At 70.7% G+C, this 25,266-nt stretch carries 22 protein-coding genes and 1 riboswitch; of the genes, 13 read left to right on the top strand and 9 right to left on the bottom strand.

All coding sequences use genetic code 11. The features are described from left to right. Nucleotides 1-12 precede the first annotated feature (12 nt). Complete coding sequence (locus tag EV216_RS00690) at nucleotides 13-495, top strand: hypothetical protein (protein ID WP_132693136.1); 483 nt, start codon at nucleotides 13-15, stop codon at nucleotides 493-495. Nucleotides 496-500: 5 nt separating this feature from the next. Here EV216_RS00690 and EV216_RS00685 read toward each other — a convergent pair whose 3' ends face one another. The 3 genes from EV216_RS00685 to EV216_RS00675 form a co-directional block, all read right to left on the bottom strand. Continuing rightward, nucleotides 501-1,481, bottom strand: coding sequence for a threonine dehydratase (locus EV216_RS00685; protein WP_132693135.1), 981 nt, complete (start codon nucleotides 1,479-1,481; stop codon nucleotides 501-503). After that, nucleotides 1,474-2,748 carry a 3-deoxy-D-manno-octulosonic acid transferase gene (locus EV216_RS00680; RefSeq protein WP_132693134.1) on the bottom strand — a complete coding sequence of 425 codons (1,275 nt, stop codon included), beginning with the start codon at nucleotides 2,746-2,748 and terminating at the stop codon, nucleotides 1,474-1,476. Before EV216_RS00680 ends, EV216_RS00685 begins: the two co-directional genes overlap by 8 nt. A gap of 64 nt (nucleotides 2,749-2,812) precedes the next feature. Then, nucleotides 2,813-3,574, bottom strand: coding sequence for a DeoR/GlpR family DNA-binding transcription regulator (locus EV216_RS00675; protein ID WP_132693133.1), 762 nt, complete (start codon nucleotides 3,572-3,574; stop codon nucleotides 2,813-2,815). A gap of 173 nt (nucleotides 3,575-3,747) precedes the next feature. Between EV216_RS00675 and glpD the strand changes: the two genes are divergently transcribed. Both glpD and glpK read left to right on the top strand, forming a co-directional pair. Further along, on the top strand, nucleotides 3,748-5,337 hold the full coding sequence (gene glpD, locus EV216_RS00670) for a glycerol-3-phosphate dehydrogenase (protein WP_132693132.1): 1,590 nt from the start codon (nucleotides 3,748-3,750) through the stop codon (nucleotides 5,335-5,337). A gap of 77 nt (nucleotides 5,338-5,414) precedes the next feature. After that, entirely contained in the window at nucleotides 5,415-6,899 is a 1,485-nt protein-coding gene (gene glpK, locus EV216_RS00665) for a glycerol kinase GlpK (protein WP_132693131.1), read from the top strand. A gap of 22 nt (nucleotides 6,900-6,921) precedes the next feature. On the opposite strand, the gene metG is transcribed toward glpK, so the two are convergent. Both metG and EV216_RS00655 read right to left on the bottom strand, forming a co-directional pair. Further along, nucleotides 6,922-8,637: a methionine--tRNA ligase gene (gene metG / locus EV216_RS00660; protein ID WP_132693130.1), complete on the bottom strand. Its 1,716-nt coding sequence runs from the start codon at nucleotides 8,635-8,637 to the stop codon at nucleotides 6,922-6,924. Between the two features lie 83 nt (nucleotides 8,638-8,720). Then, nucleotides 8,721-9,335, bottom strand: coding sequence for an ImuA family protein (locus EV216_RS00655; protein ID WP_165899099.1), 615 nt, complete (start codon nucleotides 9,333-9,335; stop codon nucleotides 8,721-8,723). Nucleotides 9,336-9,489: 154 nt separating this feature from the next. On the opposite strand from EV216_RS00655, the gene EV216_RS00650 reads away from it, so the two are divergent. Both EV216_RS00650 and EV216_RS00645 read left to right on the top strand, forming a co-directional pair. Beyond that, nucleotides 9,490-10,533, top strand: coding sequence for an aldo/keto reductase (locus EV216_RS00650; RefSeq protein ID WP_132693129.1), 1,044 nt, complete (start codon nucleotides 9,490-9,492; stop codon nucleotides 10,531-10,533). Nucleotides 10,534-10,735: 202 nt separating this feature from the next. Further along, nucleotides 10,736-12,172, top strand: coding sequence for a 3-hydroxyacyl-CoA dehydrogenase NAD-binding domain-containing protein (locus EV216_RS00645; protein WP_132693128.1), 1,437 nt, complete (start codon nucleotides 10,736-10,738; stop codon nucleotides 12,170-12,172). Nucleotides 12,173-12,269: 97 nt separating this feature from the next. On the opposite strand, the gene EV216_RS00640 is transcribed toward EV216_RS00645, so the two are convergent. Then, complete coding sequence (locus tag EV216_RS00640) at nucleotides 12,270-13,178, bottom strand: HAD-IIA family hydrolase (RefSeq protein WP_132693127.1); 909 nt, start codon at nucleotides 13,176-13,178, stop codon at nucleotides 12,270-12,272. An 83-nt stretch (nucleotides 13,179-13,261) separates the two neighbouring features. Then, nucleotides 13,262-14,515 carry an aminotransferase class V-fold PLP-dependent enzyme gene (locus EV216_RS00635; RefSeq protein ID WP_132693126.1) on the bottom strand — a complete coding sequence of 418 codons (1,254 nt, stop codon included), beginning with the start codon at nucleotides 14,513-14,515 and terminating at the stop codon, nucleotides 13,262-13,264. Between the two features lie 237 nt (nucleotides 14,516-14,752). Between EV216_RS00635 and EV216_RS00630 the strand changes: the two genes are divergently transcribed. Beyond that, nucleotides 14,753-15,076 (top strand): 2Fe-2S iron-sulfur cluster-binding protein, encoded by a 324-nt coding sequence (locus EV216_RS00630; RefSeq protein ID WP_132693125.1) that lies wholly within the window; start codon nucleotides 14,753-14,755, stop codon nucleotides 15,074-15,076. Beyond that, the gene (locus EV216_RS00625) at nucleotides 15,076-15,771 is read left to right on the top strand and encodes an FG-GAP repeat domain-containing protein (RefSeq protein ID WP_132693124.1); all 696 of its coding nucleotides are present in this window, start codon (nucleotides 15,076-15,078) and stop codon (nucleotides 15,769-15,771) included. The genes EV216_RS00630 and EV216_RS00625 overlap by 1 nt, the downstream gene beginning before the upstream one ends. A 105-nt stretch (nucleotides 15,772-15,876) precedes the next feature. Here EV216_RS00625 and purD read toward each other — a convergent pair whose 3' ends face one another. Then, nucleotides 15,877-17,139: a phosphoribosylamine--glycine ligase gene (purD, locus tag EV216_RS00620; protein WP_132693123.1), complete on the bottom strand. Its 1,263-nt coding sequence runs from the start codon at nucleotides 17,137-17,139 to the stop codon at nucleotides 15,877-15,879. 92 nt (nucleotides 17,140-17,231) lie between these two features. Here purD and EV216_RS00615 point away from each other — a divergent pair, with 92 nt between their 5' ends. Both EV216_RS00615 and xseA read left to right on the top strand, forming a co-directional pair. Continuing rightward, nucleotides 17,232-17,717 carry a hypothetical protein gene (locus tag EV216_RS00615; protein ID WP_132693122.1) on the top strand — a complete coding sequence of 162 codons (486 nt, stop codon included), beginning with the start codon at nucleotides 17,232-17,234 and terminating at the stop codon, nucleotides 17,715-17,717. After that, complete coding sequence (gene xseA / locus EV216_RS00610) at nucleotides 17,717-19,273, top strand: exodeoxyribonuclease VII large subunit (protein ID WP_132693121.1); 1,557 nt, start codon at nucleotides 17,717-17,719, stop codon at nucleotides 19,271-19,273. Before EV216_RS00615 ends, xseA begins: the two co-directional genes overlap by 1 nt. Before the next feature lie 10 nt (nucleotides 19,274-19,283). Here the strand turns inward: xseA and EV216_RS00605 are convergent, their stop codons facing one another. Further along, a complete protein-coding gene (locus tag EV216_RS00605; protein ID WP_132693120.1) occupies nucleotides 19,284-19,694 on the bottom strand; it encodes a hypothetical protein in 411 nt (136 codons plus the stop codon). Between the two features lie 1,318 nt (nucleotides 19,695-21,012). On the opposite strand from EV216_RS00605, the gene ftsY reads away from it, so the two are divergent. From ftsY to metZ, 4 genes are all read left to right on the top strand, one after another. Next, complete coding sequence (gene ftsY, locus EV216_RS00600) at nucleotides 21,013-22,338, top strand: signal recognition particle-docking protein FtsY (RefSeq protein WP_243641926.1); 1,326 nt, start codon at nucleotides 21,013-21,015, stop codon at nucleotides 22,336-22,338. Between the two features lie 18 nt (nucleotides 22,339-22,356). Further along, on the top strand, nucleotides 22,357-23,262 hold the full coding sequence (locus EV216_RS00595) for an EamA family transporter (RefSeq protein ID WP_132693119.1): 906 nt from the start codon (nucleotides 22,357-22,359) through the stop codon (nucleotides 23,260-23,262). A gap of 6 nt (nucleotides 23,263-23,268) precedes the next feature. Beyond that, nucleotides 23,269-23,883 carry an inner membrane-spanning protein YciB gene (locus tag EV216_RS00590; RefSeq protein WP_132693118.1) on the top strand — a complete coding sequence of 205 codons (615 nt, stop codon included), beginning with the start codon at nucleotides 23,269-23,271 and terminating at the stop codon, nucleotides 23,881-23,883. 45 nt (nucleotides 23,884-23,928) lie between these two features. Next, nucleotides 23,929-24,007: riboswitch (SAM riboswitch) on the top strand. A 47-nt stretch (nucleotides 24,008-24,054) separates the two neighbouring features. Beyond that, nucleotides 24,055-25,224 carry an O-succinylhomoserine sulfhydrylase gene (metZ, locus tag EV216_RS00585; RefSeq protein WP_132693117.1) on the top strand — a complete coding sequence of 390 codons (1,170 nt, stop codon included), beginning with the start codon at nucleotides 24,055-24,057 and terminating at the stop codon, nucleotides 25,222-25,224. The last annotated feature ends 42 nt before the right edge of the window (nucleotides 25,225-25,266 follow it).

Genomic DNA, 25,266 nt, shown 5'->3' with positions numbered 1-25,266 from the left:
AGGGGGGAGACCATGGTCTGGAGCATCGCGCCCGGGGAGGGGTTGGGACCCCTGCGGCTGGGCATGTCGCGCGCAGAGGTCGAGGCGCTGCCGCTGATGGGGCGGCCGCAGCATGTCTATCGCGGCGCGGGCGGGCGGCAGATGGAATATCGCGGCCTGGGCCTGCCGATCTGCGAATACCGCGAGGATGCGCTGGTGCGCATCGTCTCCAGCCGCCATGTCCAGGGGGTGCTGTTCGAGGGCGAGGATTTCTTCGCCGCCGACCCGTCCGAGATCGTCCGCCGCCTGGAGGAACGACTGGGCAATGTGGCGCTTTGTCAGGAACAATTGTGTTTTCCCGAGGCGGGACTGACGCTTGGCGGGTTCTACGAACCCCATGACCGGCGCTTTTTCCAGCCCGAGATCGAATATCACGACGAGCGCAGCGTGACGCTCTACCGCCCCGGCTCCTGTCCCGGCACCTGCGAGAATTCGGACGCGATGAGTTTCCTGTAGCGCCGCTAGACCCGCGGCACGCCGCCCGACAGGACCGTTTCGAACCAGTCGCTGTCGATATTGCCGCCGCAGAGGATCACGCCCACGCGCCTGCCCGCCATGATGTCGCGTTCGGCCATCAGCGCGGCCAGCGCCGCCGCGCCCGCGCCTTCGGCCAGGTTATGCGTGGCGCGGAAATAGAGGCGGATCGCCTCGGCCATCTCGGCATCCGAGACCGAGACGATTCGTTCCGCGCCGCGGGCAAAGATGTCGAACGCCTCGGGCACCGGCACGCGCACCGCGATGCCATCGGCAAAGGTGCGGGCGGTCTCGGTCTCGACATAATCGCCCGCCGCCATCGAGCGCAGCACGCAATCGGCGTTTTCCGACACGACGCCGACGATCCGCGTGTCCAGCCCCAGCGCATCGCGCGCCGCGATCGTGCCGCAGATGCCCGAGCCGCAGCCGATCGGCACATAGACCGTGTGCAGGTCGGGGACGGCGGTGAACAGTTCCAGCCCGTAGGTCGCGACCCCGCGCACCAGTTCGCGGTGAAAGGGCGGCACGAAGGCCAGCCCCTCGGCCTCGGCCACGCGCTGGGCCTCTTGCCGCGCGGCGTCGAAATCGGCGCCATGCACGATCAGATCGGCCCCGAAGGCGCGCATCGCGGCGTTCTTTTCCACCGAATTGCCCTCGGGGACATAGATCTTCGCCACCATCCCGGCGGCCCGCGCGGCCAGCGCCTGGCCCTGCCCGTGATTGCCGCGCGTCGCGGTGACGATGCCGGGACAGTCGGGCTGCGTGCGCTTCAGCCAGTCGATGAAGCTATGCGCCCCGCGGATCTTGAAGGCGCCGGTGGGGGTGTGGTTCTCGTGCTTGACCCAGGTCTCGGCGCCGGTGGCCTCGGCCAGCAGGGGCCAGGCATATTGCGGGGTGGGCGGCATGCGGCTGTGCACGAAGGCTGCAGCCGCCTGCAATTCGTCGAGGGTGAACATCGGCTCAGCCATGGTCGGGATCTCCGTTCGGGGTGTCGATCAGCCGGATCAGCGCGTCCAGCAGCGGGTCCAGCCCCGCGCCATCGGCGCTCAGGCGGGCGGCGATGTCGCTTGCGCGGGCTGCCATCGCCGCCTGGGCCGGGCCATCCAGCCCGGCCAGCGCGCGGGCCAGTTCGTCCGGTCCGGTGACCCTGCGCGCCGCGCCTGCGGCGTCCAGCGCGGCATAGACGCGCGCGAAATTCGCGACATGCGGCCCATGCAGGATGGCGGTTCCCTGGGCGGCGGGCTCCCACGGGGTATGGCCGCCGCGGTCGACCAGCGAGCCGCCGATGAACCCGATCCCCGCCAGCGCATACCACAGCCCCATCTCGCCCATCGTGTCGGCCAGGTAGACCGGCATGTCCGGCCCCGGCGCCTCGCCCCTGGACCGGGTGGCGAAGGGCAGGCCGGTCCGCGCGATCTCGGCCGCGATCTCGGGGCTGCGGCGGGGATGGCGGGGGGCGAGGATCAGGCGCAGCCCGGGCCGGGTGGCGCGGGCCGCGGCAAAGGCCGCCAGCACCGCGCGTTCCTCGCCCTCATGGGTCGAGGCGGCCAGCAGCGTGTCGCCGCGCGGGAAAAGCGGCGCAAGGCGGGCCAGCGCCTCGGGGTCGGGCGGGGCAGGGGCCGCGCCGCCCGATTTCAGGTCCACCACCGGCCCCAGCCGCGCGGGATCGAGGCCCAGCGCCACGAAACGCGCGCCCGATCCCGCATCCTGCGCCGAGAGATAGCACACCCGCGCCAGCATCGCGCCGACCAGCCCCGGCAGCCGCCCCCAGCGCGCGGCGCTGCGCGCCGACATCCGCGCGCCCACCACCAGCACCGGCCGCCCGCGCGCCGCCATCGCCGCCAGCCGGTTCGGCCACAGCTCGCTTTCGATCAGCATCAGCGCGGCGGGCTGCCAGCGCGACAGGAACCGGCCCAGCGCCCAGCGGTAATCCAGCGGCGCCAGCCGCACCGCGACACGGTCCAGCCCCCAGCCCCGCACCAGCGCGCGCCCGGTCGCGCTGTTGCAGGTGACCACCAGCCGCGCCCCGGGCCGCCTGTCCAGCAGCCGGTCCACCAGCCCCCGCGCCGAGGCGAGTTCGCCGTTCGAGGCGCCATGCAGCCAGATCACCGGCCCCGCGCCCCGCGCAGCGCCTGCGCCGCCGCCCAGACGTTCGGCGGCCAGCCGCCCGTCACGGATCAGGCGCAGCGCGAAGACCGGCGCGGCAAGGCTCAGCAAGAGGCGATAGGACAGCACGACCGCTCCGGGTAACGGGAGGGTTCAGGGTTACGCAAGCGCGCGCAGGCTGACAAGCGGCGGGTCAGGGACAGATGACGATCTCGGTGCCCCAGTCGGCGCAGCGGGCGGCCAGGTCGGGCGGCAGCGGGCGGTCGGTGAAGAAGGCGTCGATCTCGGCCAGCGAGCCGATGCGTGCAGGCGCCGAGCGTTTGAACTTGGACTGGTCCGCCACCAGATAGGTGCGGCGCGACTGGCGCAGGATCGCGCGGCTGACGCCGACCTCCTGGATGTCGAAATCGAGGATGTCGCCGTCCCCGTCCAGCGCCGAGCAGCCGATCACCGCCAGGTCGAACTTGAACTGCCGGATCGTCTCGGTCGCCAGCGCGCCGATCAGCCCGCCATCGGCGCGGCGCAGCGTGCCGCCGGTGACGATGATCTGGCAGTCGCGATTGGCCAGCAGGATATTGGCCACGTTCATGTTGTTGGTGACCACCATCAGGTTGGCATGGTGCAGGAGTTCCTGGGCCACCGCCTCGGTCGTGGTGCCGATATTGAGAAACAGCGAGATGTCGCCGGGCAGGCGGGCGGCGCAGGCGCGCGCGATGGCACGCTTGGCGTCCTGGTTGAGGGCGCGGCGATCCTGATAGCCGATATTCGTGGTGCCCGAGGGCAGGATCGCGCCGCCATGGACACGCTCCAGCCGCCCGGCCCCGGCCAGGTCGGCGAGGTCGCGGCGGATCGTCTGAAGCGTGACGCCGAAATGCGCGGCCAGGGTCTCGACGCTGACCTTGCCCTCGCGCCGGGCGATTTCCAGGATCTCGGGGTGGCGGATGGAGTGCGACATGCGCGCGGTCCTTTTCGCGAATGGTCGCATGGCGCGGCTGCGGGTGCAATGTCGGACGGAACGCGGCGTTCTGGCGAGGGGTCACGCAAAAGCGAAATAAAACGAAATCAAATATCTTTCCTTTGGGCCTGTCTTGCGCCATGCTGGGCGCAGGCGCGTCGGAGGATGGCAGGATGGCACAGGGCGATGGCGGCCCGGTCGATCTGTTCGTGATCGGCGGCGGGGTCAATGGCTGCGGCATTGCCCGCGACGCCGCGGGGCGGGGGCTTTCGGTCTGTCTGGCCGAGATGGGCGATCTGGCCTCGGCGACCTCTTCGGCCTCGACCAAGCTGTTCCACGGGGGCTTGCGCTATCTCGACTACTTCGAGTTCCGGCTGGTGCGCGAGGCGCTGGTCGAACGCGAGACGCTTTTGCGCGCGATGCCGCATATCAGCTGGCCGATGCGATTCGTCCTTCCTTATCATCGGGATATGCGTTTCGAGGCGGCGACGCCCGCGGCCCGGTTGCTGGCCCGCGCGATGCCCTGGGCGAAGGGGCGGCGTCCGGCCTGGCTGATCCGGCTGGGGCTGGGGCTGTATGACGGCCTCGCGCCGCGGCGCATCCTGCCGGGCACGCGCAGCCTCGACCTGGCGCAGGGGGCCGAGGGCGCGGCGTTGCAGCCGCAATTCCGCAGGGCGTTCGAATATTCCGATTGCTGGGTCGAGGATTCACGGCTGGTGGTGCTGAATGCGCGCGATGCCGCGGCGCGCGGGGCCACGATCCTGACCCGCACGCGGGTCGTTTCGGCGCGGCGCGAGGACGGGCTGTGGCGCATCGAAACGCAAGATACCGAAAGCGGTGCGCGCCGCATCCACCGCGCCCGCGCGCTGGTCAACGCCGCCGGACCCTGGGCGGGGGCGGTGATCGAGGGCGTGCTGGGCCGGACGACAGGCGACCGGGTGCGGCTGGTGCGGGGCAGCCATATCGTCACGCGCAGGCTGTTTGCGCATGACAGATGCTACCTGTTTCAGGGCCGTGACGGGCGCGTTGTCTTCGCGATCCCCTACGAGACCGATTTCACCCTGATCGGCACCACGGATATCGACCATCCCGACCCCGACACGCCGCCGGTCTGCACCGAGGCGGAGCGCGATTACCTGATCGGCTTCGTCAACCGCTACCTGCGCCGACCGGTCACGCCCGGCGATGTGGTCCGGAGCTTTTCCGGCCTGCGTCCGCTGCACGATGACGGGGCGGCCAGTGCGACCGCGGCGAGCCGGGACTACACGCTGCGGCTGGAGGCCGAAGGCGCGCCGGTGCTGCATGTCTTCGGCGGCAAGATCACCACCTATCGGCGGCTGGCCGAGGCCGCGCTGGCGCGCCTGTCGCCGCATCTGCCGGGCATGGCCGGGTCCTGGACCGCCGGTGTGGCGCTGCCCGGCGGCGATTTCCCGGTGGACGGGGTCGCGGCGCTGGTGGCGGGGCTTCGGGCCGATTGCCCGTTCCTGACGCAGGCCCATGCCGTGCGCCTGGTCCGCGCCTATGGCACCGAGGCCCGGGCGCTGGTGGCGGGGGCGCAGGCCCCGGGTGATCTGGGTCGCGCATTCGGCGCGACCCTCACCGCGCGCGAGGTCGACTGGCTGATGCGCCGCGAATATGCCCGCACCGCCGAGGATGTGATCTGGCGGCGCAGCAAGCTGGGGCTGCGGCTGACCGCCGATGAGGTCGCCGAACTGGAGCGCTGGATGGCCGACAGGCGCCGGGGCGTGCAGGACGCGGCCTGAGCGCGCGCCGGGGCTGGTCAGGGCGCCTGCGCCGGGGCAAGACTGGGGCGACGGACCCCGACCGCAGGAGCGTTGCCATGACCCATGTCCTTGCCATCGACCAGGGCACCACCTCGTCCCGGGCGATCCTGTTCGGTCCCGATCTGGGCGTGGTCTCGGTCGCGCAGGAAGAGTTTCCCCAGCACTATCCCGCCAGCGGCTGGGTCGAGCATGACCCTTCGGATCTGTGGTCCACCACCGCCGCGACCGCGCGCGCCGCGATCGAGAAGGCGGGCGCAAGGGCCGCCGACATCGCCGCCATCGGCATCACCAACCAGCGCGAGACGACGCTGGTCTGGGACCGCGCGACCGGCCGGCCGATCCACCGCGCCATCGTCTGGCAGGACCGCCGCACCGCCCCGGCCTGCCATGATCTGCGCGCGGCCGGGCAGGAGGCGCGCGTCACCGAAACCACGGGTCTGCTGCTCGATCCCTATTTCTCGGGGACGAAGCTGAAATGGATCCTCGATCATGTCGAGGGGGCAAGGGCGCGGGCCGAGCGGGGCGAACTGGCCTTCGGCACGGTGGATAGCTGGCTGGTGTGGAACCTCACCGGCGGGAAGGTGCATGTCACCGATGCCACCAATGCCGCGCGCACGATGCTGTACGATATCCGCCGGGGCCGCTGGTCGGAGGAGATGTGCGCCATGCTGGAGGTGCCCATGGCGCTTTTGCCCGAGGTGCGCGATTGCGCGGCCGAGTTCGGCGTGACGCGGGCCGACCTGTTCGGGCGGGAGATCCCGATCCTGGGCATCGCGGGCGACCAGCAGGCGGCGACCATCGGGCAGGCCTGTTTCGCGCCCGGCATGATGAAATCGACCTATGGCACGGGCTGTTTCGCGCTGCTGAACACGGGCGGCGATCCTGTCGCCTCGAAGAACCGGCTGCTGACCACCATCGCCTATCAGATGGAGGGCAAGGTCACCTATGCGCTGGAAGGCTCGATCTTCGTCGCGGGCGCGGTGGTGCAATGGCTGCGCGACGGGCTGAGGATGATCCGCAGCGCGACCGAAACCCAGCCGCTGGCGGAAGCCGCCGATCCGGGGCAGGACGTGGTCCTGGTGCCCGCCTTCACCGGGCTGGGCGCGCCCTACTGGAACGCGGAATGTCGCGGCGCGATCTTCGGGCTGACGCGCAATTCCGGCCCCGAGGAACTGGCCCGCGCCGCGCTGGAAAGCGTGGGCTTCCAGACCCGCGACCTGCTGGAGGCGATGCGCGCCGACTGGGCCGGGCCGGGCGATACCGCGCTGCGCGTCGATGGCGGCATGAGCGCGTCGGACTGGACGATGCAGTTCCTGTCCGACATCCTGGGCGCGCGCGTGGATCGGCCGCGCGTGGTCGAGACGACGGCGATGGGCGCGGCCTGGCTGGCCGGGCAGCGGGCGGGGATCTATCCCGGCATGGAGGAATTCGCGCTTGGATGGGCGCTGGAGCGCAGCTTTGCGCCCATGATGGATCCCGACGCGCGCGCGGCGCGCTATGCCCGTTGGCAGCGCGCGGTCGCCGCGGCGCAGGCGTTCTAGGCGGGGGCGTTCGCGGGCGCCCTCAGCGCCGCGCGCCCGCGAACTGCGCCTGCCAGCCCTCGCGTTCCTCGTCGGCGATCTTGCGGAACAGGATGTCGGGCGTGGCAAAGGCATGGCCCGGCGCCAGCCGGTTCAGCGCGGCGGGCAGGTCGTCGGGCCAGTCGTCCCCGCTGTCCAGCGCCTTCAGCAGGGCCGCGCTGGCATCGGGGATGAAGGGCGCGGACAGCACCGCGTAAAGCCGGATCAGGTTCAGCGAGAAGCGGATCTGCATCGCGGCCGTCTCGGGGTCGGTCTTGATCGCGGTCCAGGGCGCGGCCGCTTGCAGATATTCGTTGCCCGCCACCCAGATCGCACGCAACTCGCCCGCGGCCTTGCGGATCTCGATCGCCTCCATATGCGCCTGATAGGCGCGCAGCCGGATATAGAGATCGTCGGTCAGCTCGGTCTCGCGGTCGCCGGGGCTGCCGCCCTCGGGCACCACCTCGCCGAATTTCGCACGGCAGAACTTGGTCACGCGGCTGACGAAATTGCCCAGCACATCGGCCAGATCCTTGTTCACGCTGGCCTGGAAATTCTCCCAGGTGAATTCACTATCCGAACTTTCGGGGGCATGGGACAAAAGCCACCAGCGCCAGTAGTCCGAGGGCAGGATCGCCAGCGCCTGATCCATGAACACGCCGCGGCCCTGGCTGGTCGAGAACTGCCCGCCGTCGTAATTCAGGTAGTTGAACGACTTGATGTAATCCACCAGCTTCCACGGATCGCGCGAGCCCATGATCGTGGCCGGGAAGGACAGGGTGTGGAAGGGCACGTTGTCCTTGCCCATGAATTGCACATATCGAACATCTGCCGCACCCTCGTCGGTGCGCCACCAGCGCCGCCAGTCGGCCTCGGGCCGCCCCTGTGCCTCGGCCCATTCGGCGGCGGCGGCGATATATTCGATGGGCGCGTCGAACCAGACATAGAAGACCTTGCCCTCCATCCCCGGCCAGTCGTCTTCGCCGCGCTTGACCGGGATGCCCCAGTCCAGATCGCGGGTGATGCCGCGATCCTGCAACCCGTCGCCATCGTTCAGCCATTTCCGGGCAATGGATGTGGTCAGGATCGGCCAGTCGGTTTTCGAGTCGATCCAGGCGGCCAGTTCTTCCTTCATCAGGGATTGCCGCAGATACAGGTGCTTGGTCTCGCGCACCTCCAGGTCGGTCGAGCCGGAAATCGCGCTGCGCGGCTCGATCAGGTCGGTCGGGTCGAGCTGCTTGGTGCAGTTCTCGCACTGGTCGCCGCGGGCCTTGTCATAGCCGCAATTCGGGCAGGTGCCCTCGATATAGCGGTCGGGCAGGAACCGCTTGTCGGCGTTGGAATAGACCTGTTTCTCGGCGACTTCCTCGATATAGCCGTTCTCGGCCAGGCGGCCGGCGAAATACTGCGTCAGCCGGTGGTTCTGGGGCGAGGAGGACCGCCCGAAATGGTCGAAGGACAGCCGGAAGCCGCGCGCCAGGTCCGCCTGGACCCCGTGCATCCGCGCGCAGTAGTCGGCCACCGGCTCGCCGGTTTTGGCGGCGGCCAGTTCGGCGGGCGTGCCATGCTCGTCGGTGGCGCAGAGGAACATCACCTCATGGCCGCGGGCGCGCATGTAGCGGGCGTAAAGGTCGGCGGGCAACTGGCTGCCGACGAGATTGCCCAGATGCTTGATCCCGTTGATATAGGGGATCGCCGAGGTGATGAGGATGCGTGCCATTCGGGGGCTGCCTTCTTGCCGAGCGTCGGCGCCCCGTTTAGCCCAAGCCCCGCCCCTTGGCCAGCGTCCGTGGGGTCCGCCCCCTAGTCCATCGCGGCGCGCGACAGCACCAGCCGCCCGCCCGTCTCGCACAACCGCCAGGCCGCGGGCGGGGCGTTGCGGGCGCGACGGCGTTCCAGGCGCCATTCGCTGCGGCCGGGGGCAGGGCAGGGGCACGGCGCCATGTGCCAGCGCGTCTCGACGCCCGCCGCCCCGCCCGGCCCCGGCGTCAGGATCAGCCCCAGCGGCAGGCAACGCCCGATGGCCGCCCCCGCCTCGGCCGCCAGATGCAGGCGGCGCACCGGGGTCAGCGGCGGCGGTTCGGGCAGGTCGGCCACCACCAGCGGCACCACGCCCGCGCGCAGCGCCTCTTCCATCGAGCAGAGCAGATCCGCGGCCCGTTTCCGCGTCATCAGGATCAGCCGCCCCGACGCCATGCGTTCGGCCAGCCTGTCGGGATAGGGCCGCCCCGGCGCCCAGGCGGGCCGGAGCCAGATCACCGGCCCGCTGGCCGCGCCCGCCAGCACCAGCGCCAGCATGTGCCGCGCCGGGCCGCATAGTTCATGCGCGCGCACCAGCGGCAGCGCGATCTCGCCCAGCGCGGTCAGCATCGGGTGGCCGCGATGGGGCGCGCGGGTCAGGGGCGGGTTCGGACTCATGGGCGCAGGATAGAATGTTCACTTTATGTTCTCAAGCATTTCCGTCCTCAACACCTCGGCAGGCAAGGGTTTTGTCAACCCTTGCGTGCGACAGGGGTTGCACCGGGGGCGCGTGCCGATCACTCTGCGCCGAACGAAAGGACAGGGGAATGCCATGAGGAAAGTCGCACTGGGCCGGACCGGTCTGCGGGTATCCTGCCTGTGCCTGGGCAGCATGACCTGGGGCAGCCAGAACACCCAGGAAGAGGGCCATGCCCAGATCGACCTGGCGATCGACCGGGGTGTGAATTTCATCGACACCGCGGAAATGTATCCGGTGGCCCCGGTCCGCGAGGAGACCGTCGGCCGGACCGAGCGGATCATCGGCAACTGGCTGAAAACCTCGCGTCGGCGCCATGAACTGGTCCTTGCCACCAAGGTCACCGGCGAAGGCCAGCGCGCGGTGCGTGAGGGCGCGCCGATCTCGCCCGAGACGATCCGCCAGGCGGTCGAAGGTTCGCTCAGGCGGCTGCGCACCGATTATATCGACCTCTACCAGTTCCACTGGCCCAATCGCGGCTCCTATCATTTCCGCAAGTCCTGGGTCTATGACCCTTCGGGGCAGGACCGCGATGCGACGCTGGCCGACATGCAGAATTGCCTGGAGACGCTGGCCGACCTGGTGCAGGAGGGCAAGATCCGCCATTTCGGCCTGTCGAACGAAACCGCCTGGGGCATCTGCCAGTGGCTGGGCCTGGCCGAGACGCATGGCCTGCCGCGGGCGCAGACGATCCAGAACGAATATTCGCTGCTCTGCCGCCAGTTCGACACCGACCTTGCCGAACTGGGCGTGAACGAGGACATGACGCTGCTGGCCTATTCGCCGCTGGCCGCGGGACTTCTGACCGGCAAATATGCGGGCGATGTCACCCCCGAGGGCACGCGCCGCGCACGCCAGCCCGACCTGAACGGCCGGGTCACTCCCCGGGTCTGGGAGGCCGTCTCGGCCTATCTGGGCATCGCGCATGCCCACGGGCTGGACCCGGTGCAGATGGCGCTGGCCTTCATCGCGCAGCGGCCGTTTCCGGCAGTGCCGATCCTTGGCGCGACCTCGACCGCGCAGCTTGACACCGCGCTGGGCGCGGCGGAGTTGACGCTGTCGGATGCGGCGCTGACCGATATCGCCGCGGCCCACAAGGTCCATCCGATGCCCTATTGATCCCGCGCCGAGACCGGGGGACGGGCGTTGCATCCGCGGCACGCTTGTCCCCTTGCGCGTCTGCGTTCCGCGTCCGGGGCTTGCCACGCCCTGCGGCGGCGCCATCATCATGCTTGCGGACAGGGGGGAAGATCATGCCGCGTCAGACGAACCGCATGGGGGGTGGTCGCGCCGCCGGCCCCCGGAGCGCGGACCGCCGCGCATGAACCATGTCGCGGCCATTCTCGGGGCGGGTGTGATCGGCGCGGGCTGGGCGGCGCGGTTCGCGCTGATGGGCTGGCAGGTGCGGGTCTTCGACCCCGACCCGGTTGCCGCCGAGCGGGTCGGGACCGCGCTGGAGAATGCCCGTCGCGCCTTGCCGGGGCTGCATGACAGCCCGCTGCCGCCCGAGGGCGCGGTGGCGATCACCGACCGGATCTCGCGGGCGGTGCAGGGCGCGGACTGGATCCAGGAAAGCGTGCCCGAGCGGCTGGAGCTCAAGCGCACGCTCTATCAGAAGGTGCAGGAGCATTGCGCCCGTGACGTGATCCTGGCCTCGTCCTCGGCCGGGTTCACGCCGTCCGCCCTGCAGGGGCCGGGGGCGCGGCGCTGCCCGGTGCTGGTCGCCCGGCCCGCCGATCCGGTCTATCTGCTGCCGCTGGTCGAACTGGCCGCCGCCCCCGACGCGCCGCCCGGAACGCTGGCGCGCGCCCGCGATCTGCTGGCCGGGATCGGCATGGCGCCCCTGCTGCTGCGGGCCGGGACCGAGGGTCAGATCGCGGGCCGGCTGACCGGGGCGCTGTGGCGCGAGGCGCTGTGGCTGGTGCAGGACGGCATCGCCACCACCGCCGAGATCGACCGCGCGATCCGCCTTGGCCCGGGCCTGTCCTGGGCGCAGGCGGGGCCGTTCGGGGCGCGGCTTCTGGCGGGCGGCGAGGAGGGGCTGGCCCCCGCGCTGGCCCGGCTGGGCGCCGAGACGCGGCTGGCCGACCTGCCCGAGGCGAGCGAGGCGCTGGCCCGGACCCTGGCCGAGCAATCCGATGCGGCCACGGGCGGGGTGCCTGTGGCCGATCTGCTGCGCGCGCGCGATACCGACCTGGTGGCGCTGCTGCGCGCGCTGCGCGGCACCGGCGCGGAGGCGGGGGCGCATCTGGCCGGGTTCGACGCGGCCCGCCATCCGCCGCCCGGTGACGATGCCCGCCCGCTGCTGACCCAGGACCGCGCGGTGCCGCTGGACTGGACCGATTACAACGGCCACATGAACGAGGCGCGCTATCTGCATGCCTTCGGCGATGCCACCGACCGGTTCATGGAGGTCATCGGCTGCGATGCCGATTACATCGCCGCGGGGGCCAGCTTCTTCACCGTCGAGACGCATATCCGCCACCTCGCCGAATTGCACGCGGGCGCGCGGTTCCGGGTCGAGACGACGCTGCTGGAGGCCGGGGGGGCGAAGATGCACCTGTTTCACCGGATGCTGGCGGGCGAGACCCTGGCCGCGACCGGCGAGCATCTGCTGCTGCATGTCAGCCTGGCCACCCGCCGCAGCACCCCCCCCGGCCCCGGGATCGCCCGCCGCCTGGCCGGGATCGCCGGGGCCCATGCCGCGCTGCCGCGTCCCGATGGCGCGGGCCGCGCCGTGGGCCAGCGGCCGGGCTAGGCGGCGCGCGGGGCAAGGGGGGCGCTGCCCCCCGTCCTTGCGGACTCCCCCCGGGGTATTTCCGGCCAAGAAGAAGGAGGGCGGCGGGTCAGGGGCCTCAGGTCGTGGCCACGATGGCGTCGGGCCGGATCCCGGACCGGGCGATGAAGGGGGCGACGTCGTGGCCCGCGAAAAGCCCGTGACCGGCCACCAGCACCGTTCTTACCCCCGCCGCCCGCCCGCCCAGGATGTCGGTATGCAGCGTGTCGCCCACCATCGCATGCCGCCCCGGCCCCAGCCGGATCCGCGCGGCGGTGAAGGCATCGCCATAGGGTTTGCCGAAGAAATGCGGCATCTGCCCGGTGCGGTCGGCCAGGTCGTGCCCCCACCAGCCCGGTTCGATCGTGAGCCGCCCCTCGCGCGGGGCGACGAGATCGGGATTGGCGATCACCACCGGACGCGGCAGGGCCTCGATCGCCGAGACCAGCCGGTCCTGCCAGGCCTCGGTCCAGCGTGCCGCGGACAGGAACAGGATCGCGTCGGCGCGCACCAGCAGTTCGGGCGCGGCCATCGCATCGGCCACAAGGGCCGGGATGTCGGCGAAGTCGTCGCCCTCGGCGCAGATCGCGGCCCAGAGCGCGCCCGGCGCGATCGCGTGCAGTTGTGCCGCGGCGATGTCGCGGCTCGAGACCACCTCATCGGCGGCGAAGTCGAAGCCGAGGCGGCGAAGCCTGGCCTCGGCTGCCGCGCGCGGATAGCTGGCGGCATTGGTCAGCACGCAGAGCCGCTTGCCCATGGCGCGCAGCCGCGCCATGCGCGCGACCGCGCCCCGGATCGGGGTCTCGCCCAGATTCAGCACCCCGAACGCATCCAGCACGAAGCCGTCGAAGCGGTCGGCCACATCCTCCAGCGTGGCCGCAAGCTGCGGCTCGGTATCGAACGCCGCCCCGGGCAGCCGGTCGCGCAATGCCTCGTAGCGGGCGAAGACCGTTTCCAGGTCGGGGCCGGGGTCGGGGGGATCGGTCATCGGGAGGGGGGCCTTTCGGGGCAGGGGCGCGGCCAGACTAGCCCGCCCGCCCCGTCAAGGTCGAGCGCGAACTTCCACCCGGATCAGCCCGTCAGCGCCTGCATCACCGAGAGAAACCGTGCGACCTCGGCTTCGGTGTTGTAATGGCTGAAGGAGAGCCGCACGCAATCGGTCATGCCCAGCGGGACCAGCACATTGCCCGAATAGTGATCCGCCTTGCGCGTATGCACCCGGATGCCGTTCTGCCGCAGATGCTCGACCAGCGCGGGCGAGTCCCGGCCCGCCGCCCGGAAGGACACCACCCCCTCGCGCCCCTCGACCCGGTTGCCGCCGATCAGCGTGATCCCCGCCATCGCGCCCAGACCGGGCAGGTTGCCGGTGCCGCCGATCACCGCCCGGGCCAGCCGCCCCTCCTGCGCCGCGATGGCGCGGCCTGCCGCCTCCAGCCGGGCGCGGCGGTCCGGGCTGTCGCAGACCTGCCCGCCCAGCCAGTCGAGATAGGAAACCACGTCGGAAAAGGTCGCATAGGCGCCCGCATCCCGCGTGCCCAGTTCCCAGTTTTCCGCGGGCCCGCCCGCCAGGTTGTCCTTGGCGCAGGCGCCCAGCCGGTCCGAGGCCCAGGCCACGCCATAGCCGTGGCGCGCGAACATCTTGTAGGGCGAGACCGCATAGCCATCGACGCCCAGCGCGGCCACGTCCACCGCGCCATGGCTGGCATGCTGGATGCCGTCCACCACGATCAGCGCCGCGGGCGCGACCTCGCGGATCGCGGCGGCGATGGCGGCCACATCGACGGCCATGCCGGTGACGGGCGAGGTGTGCAGGATCGTCGCGACCCGGATATCGGGCGTCAGATGCGCGCGATAGGCCTCGACCCCGACCGTCCCCGTCGCATCGTCATGCGGCACCTCGATCACCGCGCGCCCGGTGATCCCGGCCCAGCGCGCCCGCGCGCTGGCGGTTGCGGGATGTTCCAGCGTCGAGCCGATCATCGCGCCGCCCGCCTCGGTGCCCAGCGCGGCGGCGCGCACCAGCCGGAACAGCAGTTCCGTCCCGCTTTCGCCGACGAAGACCCGGCCATCCTGCGCGTTGAAGAACAGCCGCATATCGGCCTTGCCGGTCTCGATGATCTGCTGCAGCCGCGTGCCGGCCGCGTTCACCCGCCCGGGATTGTCCGGGATCGCGGCGTGGAACGCGCTTGTCTCGACCACCGATTTCAGATGCAGCGCGCCGCCCGCATTCTCGAAGAAGATGCGCCTGCCCTCGAAGGGGCAGGTCTCGACATGGGCGAAGCGGCTGCGGATCTCGTCCATCAGGCCGGGGGTGTCTGCGATCATTCTCGGACTCCGGTTCGGTGACGGGGGCAACTCGACCTTCCCCCGCGCCCGGATACGCCAGCATGCGGGCCTTGCCCAGCCCCGATGCGGGGCGCGGCTCTGGGCCGGTCCGCCGGAACGCGGGGGGATTTCCGGTCGCCGGATCCCGACCTGCGGGCTGCCTTCGTCTTTCGCTGGAAAATCCCTCCCGCCTCGCGTATCTGGGCCTCGATCCGGACAACAGGAGGCACGCCCGGCATGGCGAAGATCACCTATATCGAGTTCAACGGCACCCAGCATGTGGTCGAGGTCGCCAATGGCCTGACCGTCATGGAAGGCGCGCGCGACAACGCCATTCCCGGCATCGACGCCGATTGCGGCGGCGCCTGCGCCTGCTCGACCTGCCATGCCTATATCCATCCCGACTGGGTCGCCCGGCTGCCCCCGATCGAGGAGATGGAGGCCGACATGCTTGATTTCGCGTATGAAACCGACCCGAAACGCTCGCGCCTGACCTGCCAGCTCAAGGTCACCGACGCGCTTGACGGGCTGATCGTGCAGATGCCCGAAAAGCAGATCTGATGGGCTGGGCGGCCCTTCTTGCGGCCGCCCTTCTCGCCGCGCCCGCCGCGGCCCAGGTCGTTTCGGCCCGCTATGACCAGCCCACGACGCGCCACGATCACGGCGTCCTGGGCGATGCGGTGGAATGGGGCGCGCTGGAACTGCGCCTGGCCGACGGCACGATCCGCCGCCTGGTCCTGCCCGGGACCCGCGTCTTCGAGGACACCGCCCCGCGCCTGGCCGACCTCGACGGCGACGGCGCCCCCGAGGTGATCGTCGTGGAAAGCGACCTCGCCCTCGGCGCAAGGCTGTCGATCTACGGCGAAAACGGGCTGATCGCCGCCACCCCCTTCATCGGCACGCGCCACCGCTGGCTCGCCCCCGTGGGCGCGGCCGATCTGGACGGCGACGGGCGGATCGAGATCGCCCTGATCGACCGCCCCCACCTTGCCCGCATCCTGCGGATCTGGCGCTTCGAGGCGCGCCGCCTGACCGAAATCGCCTCGATCCCGGGCCTGACCAATCACCGCATCGGCGACCGATCCATCTCGGGTGGCCTGCGCGATTGCGGCCAAAGCCCCGAACTGGTGCTCGCCAGCCCCGACTGGTCGCGGATCGTCCTCGCCCGGCTCACGACCGACCGGATCGAGACCCGGCCCACGGATCTGCCCGCCACGCCGACGGGCTTTCGCAGGGCGCTGGGCTGCCGGGACTGACAGGGTGGCAAGGGCCTGTGTTTCTTCTTGGCGGAAATACCCTCGGGGGGTGAATTGGCCGTCAGGCCAAGAGGGGGGCAGACGGCCCCCCTGACCCCGCCGACCTCAAAGCGCCCGCCAGCCGATATCGCGGCGGTAGAACCCGCCGGGCCAGTCGATCCGGTCGACCATGCCATAGGCCCGCTCCCGCGCCTCGGCCAGGCTCGCGCCCCGCGCGGTGACGTTCAGCACCCGCCCGCCCGTGGCCACCACCTGACCACCGGCTTCGGCGGTCCCGGCATGGAAGACCATATGCGCACTGTCCTCGGACAGCGCGTCCAGCCCGCCGATGACCGAACCCTTCTCATAGGCCCCGGGATAGCCCCTGGCGGCCATCACCACCGTCATCGCGTGATCGTCCGACCAGTTCACCCGCGCCTCGGCCAGCCGCCCCTCGGCGCAGGCCAGCAGCAGGTCCAGCACCTGGCCCCCCAGCCGCATCATCAGCACCTGGCATTCGGGATCGCCGAAGCGGACATTGTATTCCACCAGCCGCGGGCGGCCGTCCGCGATCATCAGCCCGGCATAAAGCACGCCCCGATAGGGCGTGCCGCGCCGGGCCATCTCGGCCATGGTGGGGCGCACGATCTCGTCCAGCGCGCGGGCGCAGACGGCATCGGTCATCACCGGGGCGGGGGAATAGGCGCCCATGCCGCCGGTGTTGGGGCCGGTATCGCCCTCGCCCACGCGCTTGTGGTCCTGCGCGGTGCCGATCGGCAGCACGGTCTCGCCGTCGCAGAGCACGAAGAACGAGGCTTCCTCGCCCTCCATGAATTCCTCGATCACCACCTCGGCGCCGGCGCCGCCGAAACTGCCGCCGAACATCTCGTCGATGGCCGCCTCGGCCTCGGCCAGGGTTCCGGCCACGATCACGCCCTTGCCGGCCGCCAGCCCGTCGGCCTTGACCACGATGGGGGCGCCCTGCGCGCGGACATAGGCCCTGGCCGCCTCGGCCTCGGTGAAATGGCCATAGGCGGCGGTGGGTGCGCCGCTTGCGTCGCAGATGGCCTTGGTGAACGCCTTCGAGCTTTCCAGCGCGGCGGCGGCCTGCGAGGGGCCGAAGCACAGGATGCCCGCCGCCGCCAGCCGGTCGGCCACGCCTGCGGCCAGCGGTGCCTCGGGGCCGATCACCACGAAATCGACGGCGTTCTCCTCGGCGAAGACCGCGACCGCGCCGCCATCCTCGATATTCAGGGCGGCGCATTCCGCCATCGCGGCGATCCCGGCATTGCCCGGCGCCACGATCAGGCGGTCGCATTTGGGGTTCTGCTGGATCGCCCAGGCCAGCGCATGTTCGCGCCCGCCGCCGCCGAGGATCAGGATATTCATGGGGCTCTCCGCTTGGCCTTCGACCCGGGGCGTTCTAGGCTCGCCGCGCGGCAGAGGCAACTCGGATTCCCCGGGCGGAGGCGCAACGACGGATGGCATGGGCAGAGCTTTTCGGACCGGCGATGCTGGGCGATCTGGTCGTCGCGCTGGCGGCGATCGGGCTGGGCATCTGGCTGCCCGGCCTTGTTGCGCTGCGCCGCTTGCGCAGCCGGCAGTGGTGGGAGAAGAAGGCGGGATTCTACCAGGACCTTGTCGCCACGCTGGGCCGGTTGAAGCAGATCGAGGATGCCGCCTTGCAGGACGAGAGCGAGGGTGGGGCGCAGGATGCGGAGGCGGCCATGCGCACCGCCTGGGACCACGAGGAAGCGCGCCAGCGGTTGCGCGGCCTCGCCAATGAGGGGCTGGTGCTGATGTCGCCCGAGATCCAGGAGGCGATCCGGCGCTATTTCCGCGGCATGGATCTGGCCCGCGGCAAGGACAGCGCCGTGGAACGGCAGATCGAGCGCGCGACCGTCACCAATGATGCGCTGGTCGAGGTGATCGCGGCGGCACGGAAGGATCTGGGGGTGCGCGGATGATGTCCGACCTGATCGAGGACGAGGGGCCGGGCGGCAATGCGCCGGAATTCACCGTTTCGGAAATCTCGGGCGCGGTGAAGCGCACGATCGAGGGCGCGTTCACCCATATCCGCGTGCGCGGCGAGGTGGGCCGCGTCAGCCGTCCGCGTTCGGGCCATGTCTATCTGGACCTCAAGGACGACCGCAACGTGCTGGCAAGCGTGATCTGGAAGGGCGCCGCGGCGCGGCTCGCCACCCAGCCCGAGGAGGGGATGGAGGTGATCGCCACGGGGCGGTTGACCACGTTCGGCGGGCAGTCGCGCTATCAGATGGTGATCGAGGATATCCAGCCCGCGGGGCTGGGCGCGCTGATGGCGATGCTGGAAAAGCGCAAGGCCGCCTTGGCCGCCGAGGGGCTGTTCGCCGCCGAGCGCAAGCGGGCGCTGCCCTATCTTCCGCAGGTGATCGGGGTGGTGACCTCGCCCTCGGGCGCGGTGATCCGCGACATCCTGCACCGTTTGCGCGACCGCTTTCCGCGCCGGGTGCTGATCTGGCCCGTGGCGGTGCAGGGGGCGGCCTGTGCGCCGGAAGTGGCGCGCGCGATCCGCGGCTTCAACGCGCTGGCCCCGGGCGGTCCGATCCCGCGGCCCGATCTGCTGATCGTCGCCCGCGGCGGCGGCAGCCTGGAGGATCTGTGGGGGTTCAACGAGGAAATCGTGGTGCGCGCCGCGGCCGCGTCCGAGATCCCGCTGATCTCGGCCGTGGGGCACGAGACCGACACCACGCTGATCGACCTTGCCGCCGACCGCCGCGCGCCCACGCCCACGGCCGCCGCCGAGATGGCGGTGCCGGTGCGGCTGGACCTGCTGGCCGGGATCGACGGGTTCGAGGCGCGGCGTTCGCAGGCGATTGCCCGGGCGCTGGGCCAGCGCCGTCAGCGGCTGGCCGATCTGTCGCGCGCGCTGCCGCGGCCCGAAACATTGGTGCAGGCGGCGGCGCAGCGGCTGGACCGCGCGTCGGAGCGGCTGCCCATGGCGATCCGCGCCCGCGTCAGCCGCGAGCGGCTGCGCCTGTCCGAGGCTGCCGCGGCCTTGCGCCCCGCGACGCTGAGGCGGCGGATCGCGCAGGAGGCCTGGCGGCTTGAGGACCGGGCGGGGCGGGTGGCGCCCGCGCTGGAGCGGCTGATCGCCCTGCGCCGACAGCAGCTTGACGCCCGCGCCGCGCGGCTGCGGCCCGAGGCGGTGGGGCGCCAGATCGCGGCGCGCGGGCAGGTGCTGGCCGCGCTGGACCGGCGGCTGGCCGCGGCCATGGAGGCGGGGATCGAGCGGCGCCGCACCAGGCTGGATGCGCTTGACCGGGTGCGTCTGGGGCTTGGCTATGAGGAAACGCTGAAGCGCGGATTCGCGGTGGTGCGGGGCGATGGCCGCGTCGTGACCACGAAAACCGCCGCCGAAACCGCCGGGGCGCTGGAGATCGAGTTCCGGGATGGCAGGCTTGCCATCGGTGCCCCGGCCGACAAGGCGCCGAAGCGGCCGCGCAAGCCCGGCGATCCACCGGATCAGGGCACGCTGTTCTGAGCCGGTCGGCTCAGACGCCGACCTCGGGGCCGGTGCAGATCAGCGGCTCGCGGCTTTGTTCGACCTCGATCAGTTCGGTCTGCATCGGGTCGTTCTCGAACCGCGCCATCAGCCCCGTGGGCGAGCGGTAGAAGCTCCAGCATTGCGGATCGTCGGGCCGGTGGTCGTAGACAAAGCAGATCTGGCCCTGCTGCTCGTACCAGGTGCCTTCGGTGCATTCGCCGTCGAGAAAGGTCCAGATCACCCGACGCCCGCTGAGATATTGCTCGGCCCCGTAGGCAAGGCCGCGGGAGGCGTAGAACAGGGTCTTGCCGGTGGCGTAGCGCTCGAACTCCTCGCCGCTCATCGCCTGGGGTTCGGCTGCAAGGGCAGGCGTGGCGAGGGCGGCGACCAGGGGCAGGGCGGTCAGGAGGGCGCGCATTCCGTTTCCTTCTCTTGTCATGGTTGAAGTCTGCCAGAGCGGCGCGGGAATGGCCAGTGGCCGGGGTGCGGCGGCAGGCGGCATCGTCCGCGTGCCGGTCAGCGGGCAGGATGGGGCGGCCGTGACCCTGGGGGCGGGGTGGCCCTCTTCCAATGGGGCGCGTTTGCGCATAGGTCAGGGCAGGCGCGGACGCGGGGGCGCAGGAGGCGAGATGGCGTTCTTCAAGAAGCTCAGGGACAGGCTGCGGGGCTCGTCCTCGAAGATCGAGGAGGGGCTTGAGGCCATCGTGCGCGAGGGCGGCCGGGAAGAGGAGATCGAGGTCGAGGAGCCCGGTCCCGAGCAATCCGGCCCCGGCGCGGCAAGCGAGGCCGAGGCGCCCGGATCCGAGGCGACGGATGCGCCGCTGCTGCTGGGGGCCGCGCTTGCGGTCCCGCCCGAGCCGGTGCAGCGCGCGGCCCTGCCCGCCGCCCCGCCCCGGGCCGAGGCCGAAGCCGCGCCCGAACCGGAGCCCTTGCCGGAGCCGGAACATCCGCCCGTGCCCATGGTCGAACCGGAGCCGGAGCCCGAGCCGGAACCTGAAGCTGCGCCCGAACCCGAGCCGGAACCTCTGCCCACACCGCCGGTCGAACCCGAACCCGAGCCGGAACCGGAACCTCTGCCCGAGCCTCCGGTCGAACCGGAACGCGAGCCCGAGCCTGAACCGCAGCCCGAACCGGCGACCGGCTGGGCGCCCGCGCCTGCCTGGCCGCCTGCGCCCGAGCCTGTGACGGGATGGGCGCCTGCGCCCGCCTGGCCGCCTGCGCCCGAACCCGAAGCCGGGCAGGCGGGCGAGATGCCCGCGCCGGACGCGGTCGCGGAACAGGCGCCGACCGAATCGGCCGAGGCCGAACCGGCGGGCGCGCTGGCCGAGGAACCGGACGAGGCCGCCGCCGACACCGCCGCCGCCCCCGAAATCGGGGCCGAGCCAGCCGCGCCCATGCGCGAGGCCGAAGCCATTCCCCCGACGCCGGAGCCGGAACCTGTCCTGACGGTCGAGCCGGAGCCCGAACCCGGGGAAGACCCCGAGCCGTCGCCGGAGCCCGAAGCGGAACGGGAGGTGCCGGTCGAGCCCGAAGCGGAGCCGGAGCCGGAACGGGAAGAACCGGTCGAGCCGGAGCCGCAGTCCGAAGCCGAAGAAGAGCCGGAGCCGCTGCCCGAGACGGAACGACAGGTGCCGGTCGAGCCTGAACCGTTGCCGGAGCCGGAGGTTCTGGCCGAGGCCGAACCGGAGCCGCTGTCCGAAGTCGCGCAAGAGCCTGAGCCGGAACGGGAACCCGTCCTGACGGACGAGCTACCGGCCGAGCCGGAGCCGCTGCCCGAACCCGAGCCGGAACCCGAACCTCTGCCGGTGCCGCCGGTCGAGCCGGAGCCGCTGCCCGAGCCGGAGCCGGAGCTGCCGCCCGAGCCTGAGCCTTTGCCCGAACCCGAGCCCGAGCCGGAACCCGCGCCCGAACCGGAGCCGGAACCGCTGCCGCTGCCCGAGCCCGAACCGGAACCGGCGCCGGTGGAATTGCCGCCCGCGCCGTCCGAGACCCCGCCGCCACCGCCCGTCGAACTGCCCGCGCCGCCCGTCGAACTGCCCGACTGGACGCCGCAGGAGGTGCCGCCGCCCGAAGGCCCGGTCGAGATGCCCTATGAGCGCGGCGTCTCGGCGCTGGAGGCGCTGGAGCGGGGCGGGGTCGTCGAGGAGGTCGAGGAAGAGGAGGAGGCGCCGCGCCGCGGGTTCCTTGGCCGCGTCCTGGGCCGCACGATCCGCAAGAAGACGGTGATCCGGCGCGAGCTGGACGACGACATGCTGGAAAGCCTTGAGGAATTGCTGATCACCTCGGATCTGGGGGTGGACACCGCGATGCGGGTGACGGCGAACATGGCCGAGGGCCGGTTCGGCAAGCGGCTGTCGGTCGAGGAGATCAAGGAGCTTCTGGCGCACGAGATCACCCGGATCATGGAGCCCGTGGCAAGGCCGATGCCGCTTTACCCGAAGAAACCGCAGGTGGTGCTGGTCGTGGGCGTCAACGGCTCGGGCAAGACCACGACGATCGGCAAGCTGGCCAGCCAGTTCCGCGCGGCGGGCAAGTCGGTGATCATCGCCGCGGGCGACACGTTCCGCGCGGCCGCGGTCGAGCAGTTGCAGGTCTGGGGCAAGCGCGCGGGCGTGCCGGTGATGACGGCGGCGCAGGGCACGGACCCGGCCTCGCTGGCCTTTGACGCGATGGCGCGGGCCGAGGCGGAGGGCGCGGACCTGCTGCTGATCGACACGGCGGGGCGGTTGCAGAACCGGCAGGACCTGATGGCGGAACTGGAAAAGATCGTCCGCGTGATCCGCAAGCGTGACGAGACCGCGCCGCATAACACGCTGCTGGTGCTGGATGCGACCACGGGGCAGAACGCGGTTACCCAGGTCGAGATCTTCCGCAAGCTGGCGGATGTTTCGGGGCTGGTGATGACCAAGCTGGACGGCACCGCCAAGGGCGGCGTTCTGGTCGCGCTGGCCGACAAGTTCGGCCTGCCGATCCATGCCATCGGGGTGGGCGAGCAGATCGACGACCTGGCCCCCTTCGAGCCCGAGGATTTCGCGCGCGCGCTGGCGGGGCTGGATGCCTAGGGGTCGTCAGGGCCGGCGATGACCGACTGGCTGATCTCGATCGAGGGGACCGCGACCGGGCATCGGGTCGCGGTGATGCTGGCGCTGATGGCGGCGGTGCTGCATGCGGTCTTTGGTGCGTTGCAGAAGGGGCGGCACGATCCCTGGCTGTCGCGCGGGGCGATCGATTTCTGCTATGGCGCGATTGCGGCGCCGCTGGCGCTGTTCGTGGTGCCCTGGCCCGAGCCGCATATGTGGCCGATCTTTGCCTGGGTCTTCGTGATCCATCTGGGCTACAAGATCGCGCAGGGCCATGCCTATTCGCGCGGTGCCTATACGGTGGTCTATCCGGTGGTGCGCGGGACCGGGCCGCTGTTCACGGTGATCGGGGCCTATCTGCTGTTCGGCGAGGTGTTCACGCCGGTCCAGTGGCTGGGGGTGGCGGTGCTGCTGGCGGGGATCTTCGGGCTGGCGGCCTATAACCTGATCCACTGGCAACTGGACCGCGAGACGCTGAAACCCGCGCTGATGCTGGCGCTGCTGACCGGCGGGTTCGTGGCGCTTTACACCACCTATGACGCCTATGGCATAAGGGCCACGGCGGATCCGTTCACCTTTCTGGCGTGGTTCTTCTTCATCGACGGGTTGACGGTGATGCCCTGGCTGGCCGCCGCGCGCTGGGCACGGATGGCGCATCGGCCTGAACTGGGGCCCTTGATGCTGCGCGGGCTGGCGGGGGGCGTGGTGGCGTTCTTCAGCTTTGGCGCGGTCATGCTGGCGACGCGGCTGGACAAGGTGGGGCAGGCGGCGGTACTGCGCGAGACCTCGACCGTGTTTGCGGCGCTGATCGGCTGGCTGGTCCTGCGCGAGACGGTCGGGCCGCGGCGGCTGGCGCTGATGGCATTGATCGCGGCAGGCGCCGTGATCGTCGAGATGGGAGGCTGACGCCCGATGGATGACAGGAAACCGATCAATCCCGGCCTGAAACTGGCGCTGGAGCTTGGCCCGATCGCGGCCTTCTTCGTCGCGTATCTGATGCTGCGCGAGAAGGTCTTTACCATCGCGGGCACGGACTATGACGGCTTCGTGCTGGCGACCGCGGGGTTCATCCCGCTGATCCTGCTGACCACGGGTCTGTTGTGGCGGCTGACGGGCCATATCTCGAAGATGCAGGTCACGACGGCGGTGCTGGTCGTGGTGTTCGGCGGGCTGACGGTCTGGCTGAACGACGAACGCTTCTTCAAGATGAAGCCGACGATCATCTATCTGCTGTTCGCGGGGGTGCTGGGCGTGGGGCTGTTGCGCGGGCAGTCCTACCTGCAATTCGTGATGGAGGAGGTGGTGCCGATGCAGCGGGCGGGCTGGATGATCCTGACCCGGCGGCTGACCGCGTTCTTCGCCGGGCTTGCGGTGCTGAACGAGGTGATCTGGCGCACGATGTCCACCGATATGTGGGTCAATTTCAAGACCTTCGGCCTGACCATCGCGATCTTTGTCTTCTTCATGACGCAGGGCAAGCTGTTCGAGAGATACGGGACCGAGGGCAAGAAGAAGGACGGCGCCTGAGCGGGTGCCGCCCGGCTTGACGCATCCTGCGCGACGGCCTATCAGATACGCCATCGTGGCGATTTGTTCACCGGATTGCGGGCCACGTTAAACATCCCGCTAAAGAGGTCAGGGCCCAGCCCCCGACGTCTTGGACGGTGGGGGTTTTTCTTTGCGCGGAGGGCGCGGGCGATGGCGGGCAAGTGGTCGAAGCGGACGCAAGGCGTGCATGGCGGGGCGCGGCGCAGCCAGTATGGCGAGTTGTCCGAGGCGCTGTTCCTGACCCAGGGCTTCGACTATCCCAGCGCGGGCGCGGCCGAGGCGCGGTTCATCGAGGCGGGCCCGGACGAGTTCATCTATGCCCGCTACGGCAATCCCACCGTGGCGATGTTCGAGGACCGGTTGGCCGGGATCGAGGGGGCCGAGGCGGGCTTTGCCACCGCGTCCGGCATGGCGGCGGTCAATGGCGCGCTGATGGCGAGCGTGCGGGCGGGCGACCGGGTGGTGGCGGCGCGCGCGCTGTTCGGATCCTGTCTGCATATCCTCGAAGAGATCCTGCCGCGGTTCGGGGTCGAGGTGGCCCTTGTCGACGGCACCGACCTGGACCAGTGGCGCGACGCGATCACGCCGGGCACCCGCGTGGTGTTCTTCGAGGCGGTCTCGAACCCCACGCTGGAGGTGATCGACATTGCGGCGGTGGCGGCGCTGGCCCATGCGGCGGGGGCCCGGGTGATCGTGGACAATGTCTTTGCCACGCCGGTCTTTTCGCGCGCCATCGAGCAGGGCGCCGATCTGGTGGTCTATTCCACCACCAAGCATGTGGACGGGCAGGGGCGCTGCCTGGGCGGCATGATCCTGGGCCCGCGCGACATCGTGCGCGGGCCGGTCGAGACCTACATGAAGCATACCGGCGGCGCGATCAGCCCGTTCAACGCCTGGGTGATGCTGAAGGGGCTGGAGACGCTCGACCTGCGGGTGCGGGCGCAGGCGGCGGGCGCGCTGGCGATTGCCGAGGCGCTGGAAGGCGATGCGCGGCTGTCGCGGGTGATCTTTCCGGGGCTGCAAAGCCATCCGCAGCACGCGCTGTTCCCCGAGGGCGGCACGGTGCTGGCGATCGAGCTTGCGGGCGGCAAGGAGGCGGCATTCGCGCTGCTCGACCGGCTGGAGATCTGGCGGATCTCGAACAATCTGGGCGACGCGAAGAGCATCGCGACCCATCCCGCCACCACGACGCATCAGCGTCTGCCCGAGGATCGCAAGGCCGCGCTGGGCATCTCGCCGGGTCTGCTGCGGCTGAGTGTCGGGCTGGAAGACCCGGGCGACCTGATTTCCGACCTGAAATCCGCGCTGGATGCGGTCTGATCGGGGCGCGCGGCAAAAAACCGCCATTTGCCGTGGACATTT

Source organism: Rhodovulum steppense (assembly GCF_004339675.1).
Lineage (GTDB): Bacteria > Pseudomonadota > Alphaproteobacteria > Rhodobacterales > Rhodobacteraceae > Rhodovulum > Rhodovulum steppense.
The sequence above is the reverse complement of the archived record's forward strand: the minus strand, read 5'-3'. Positions and strand labels throughout refer to the sequence as shown.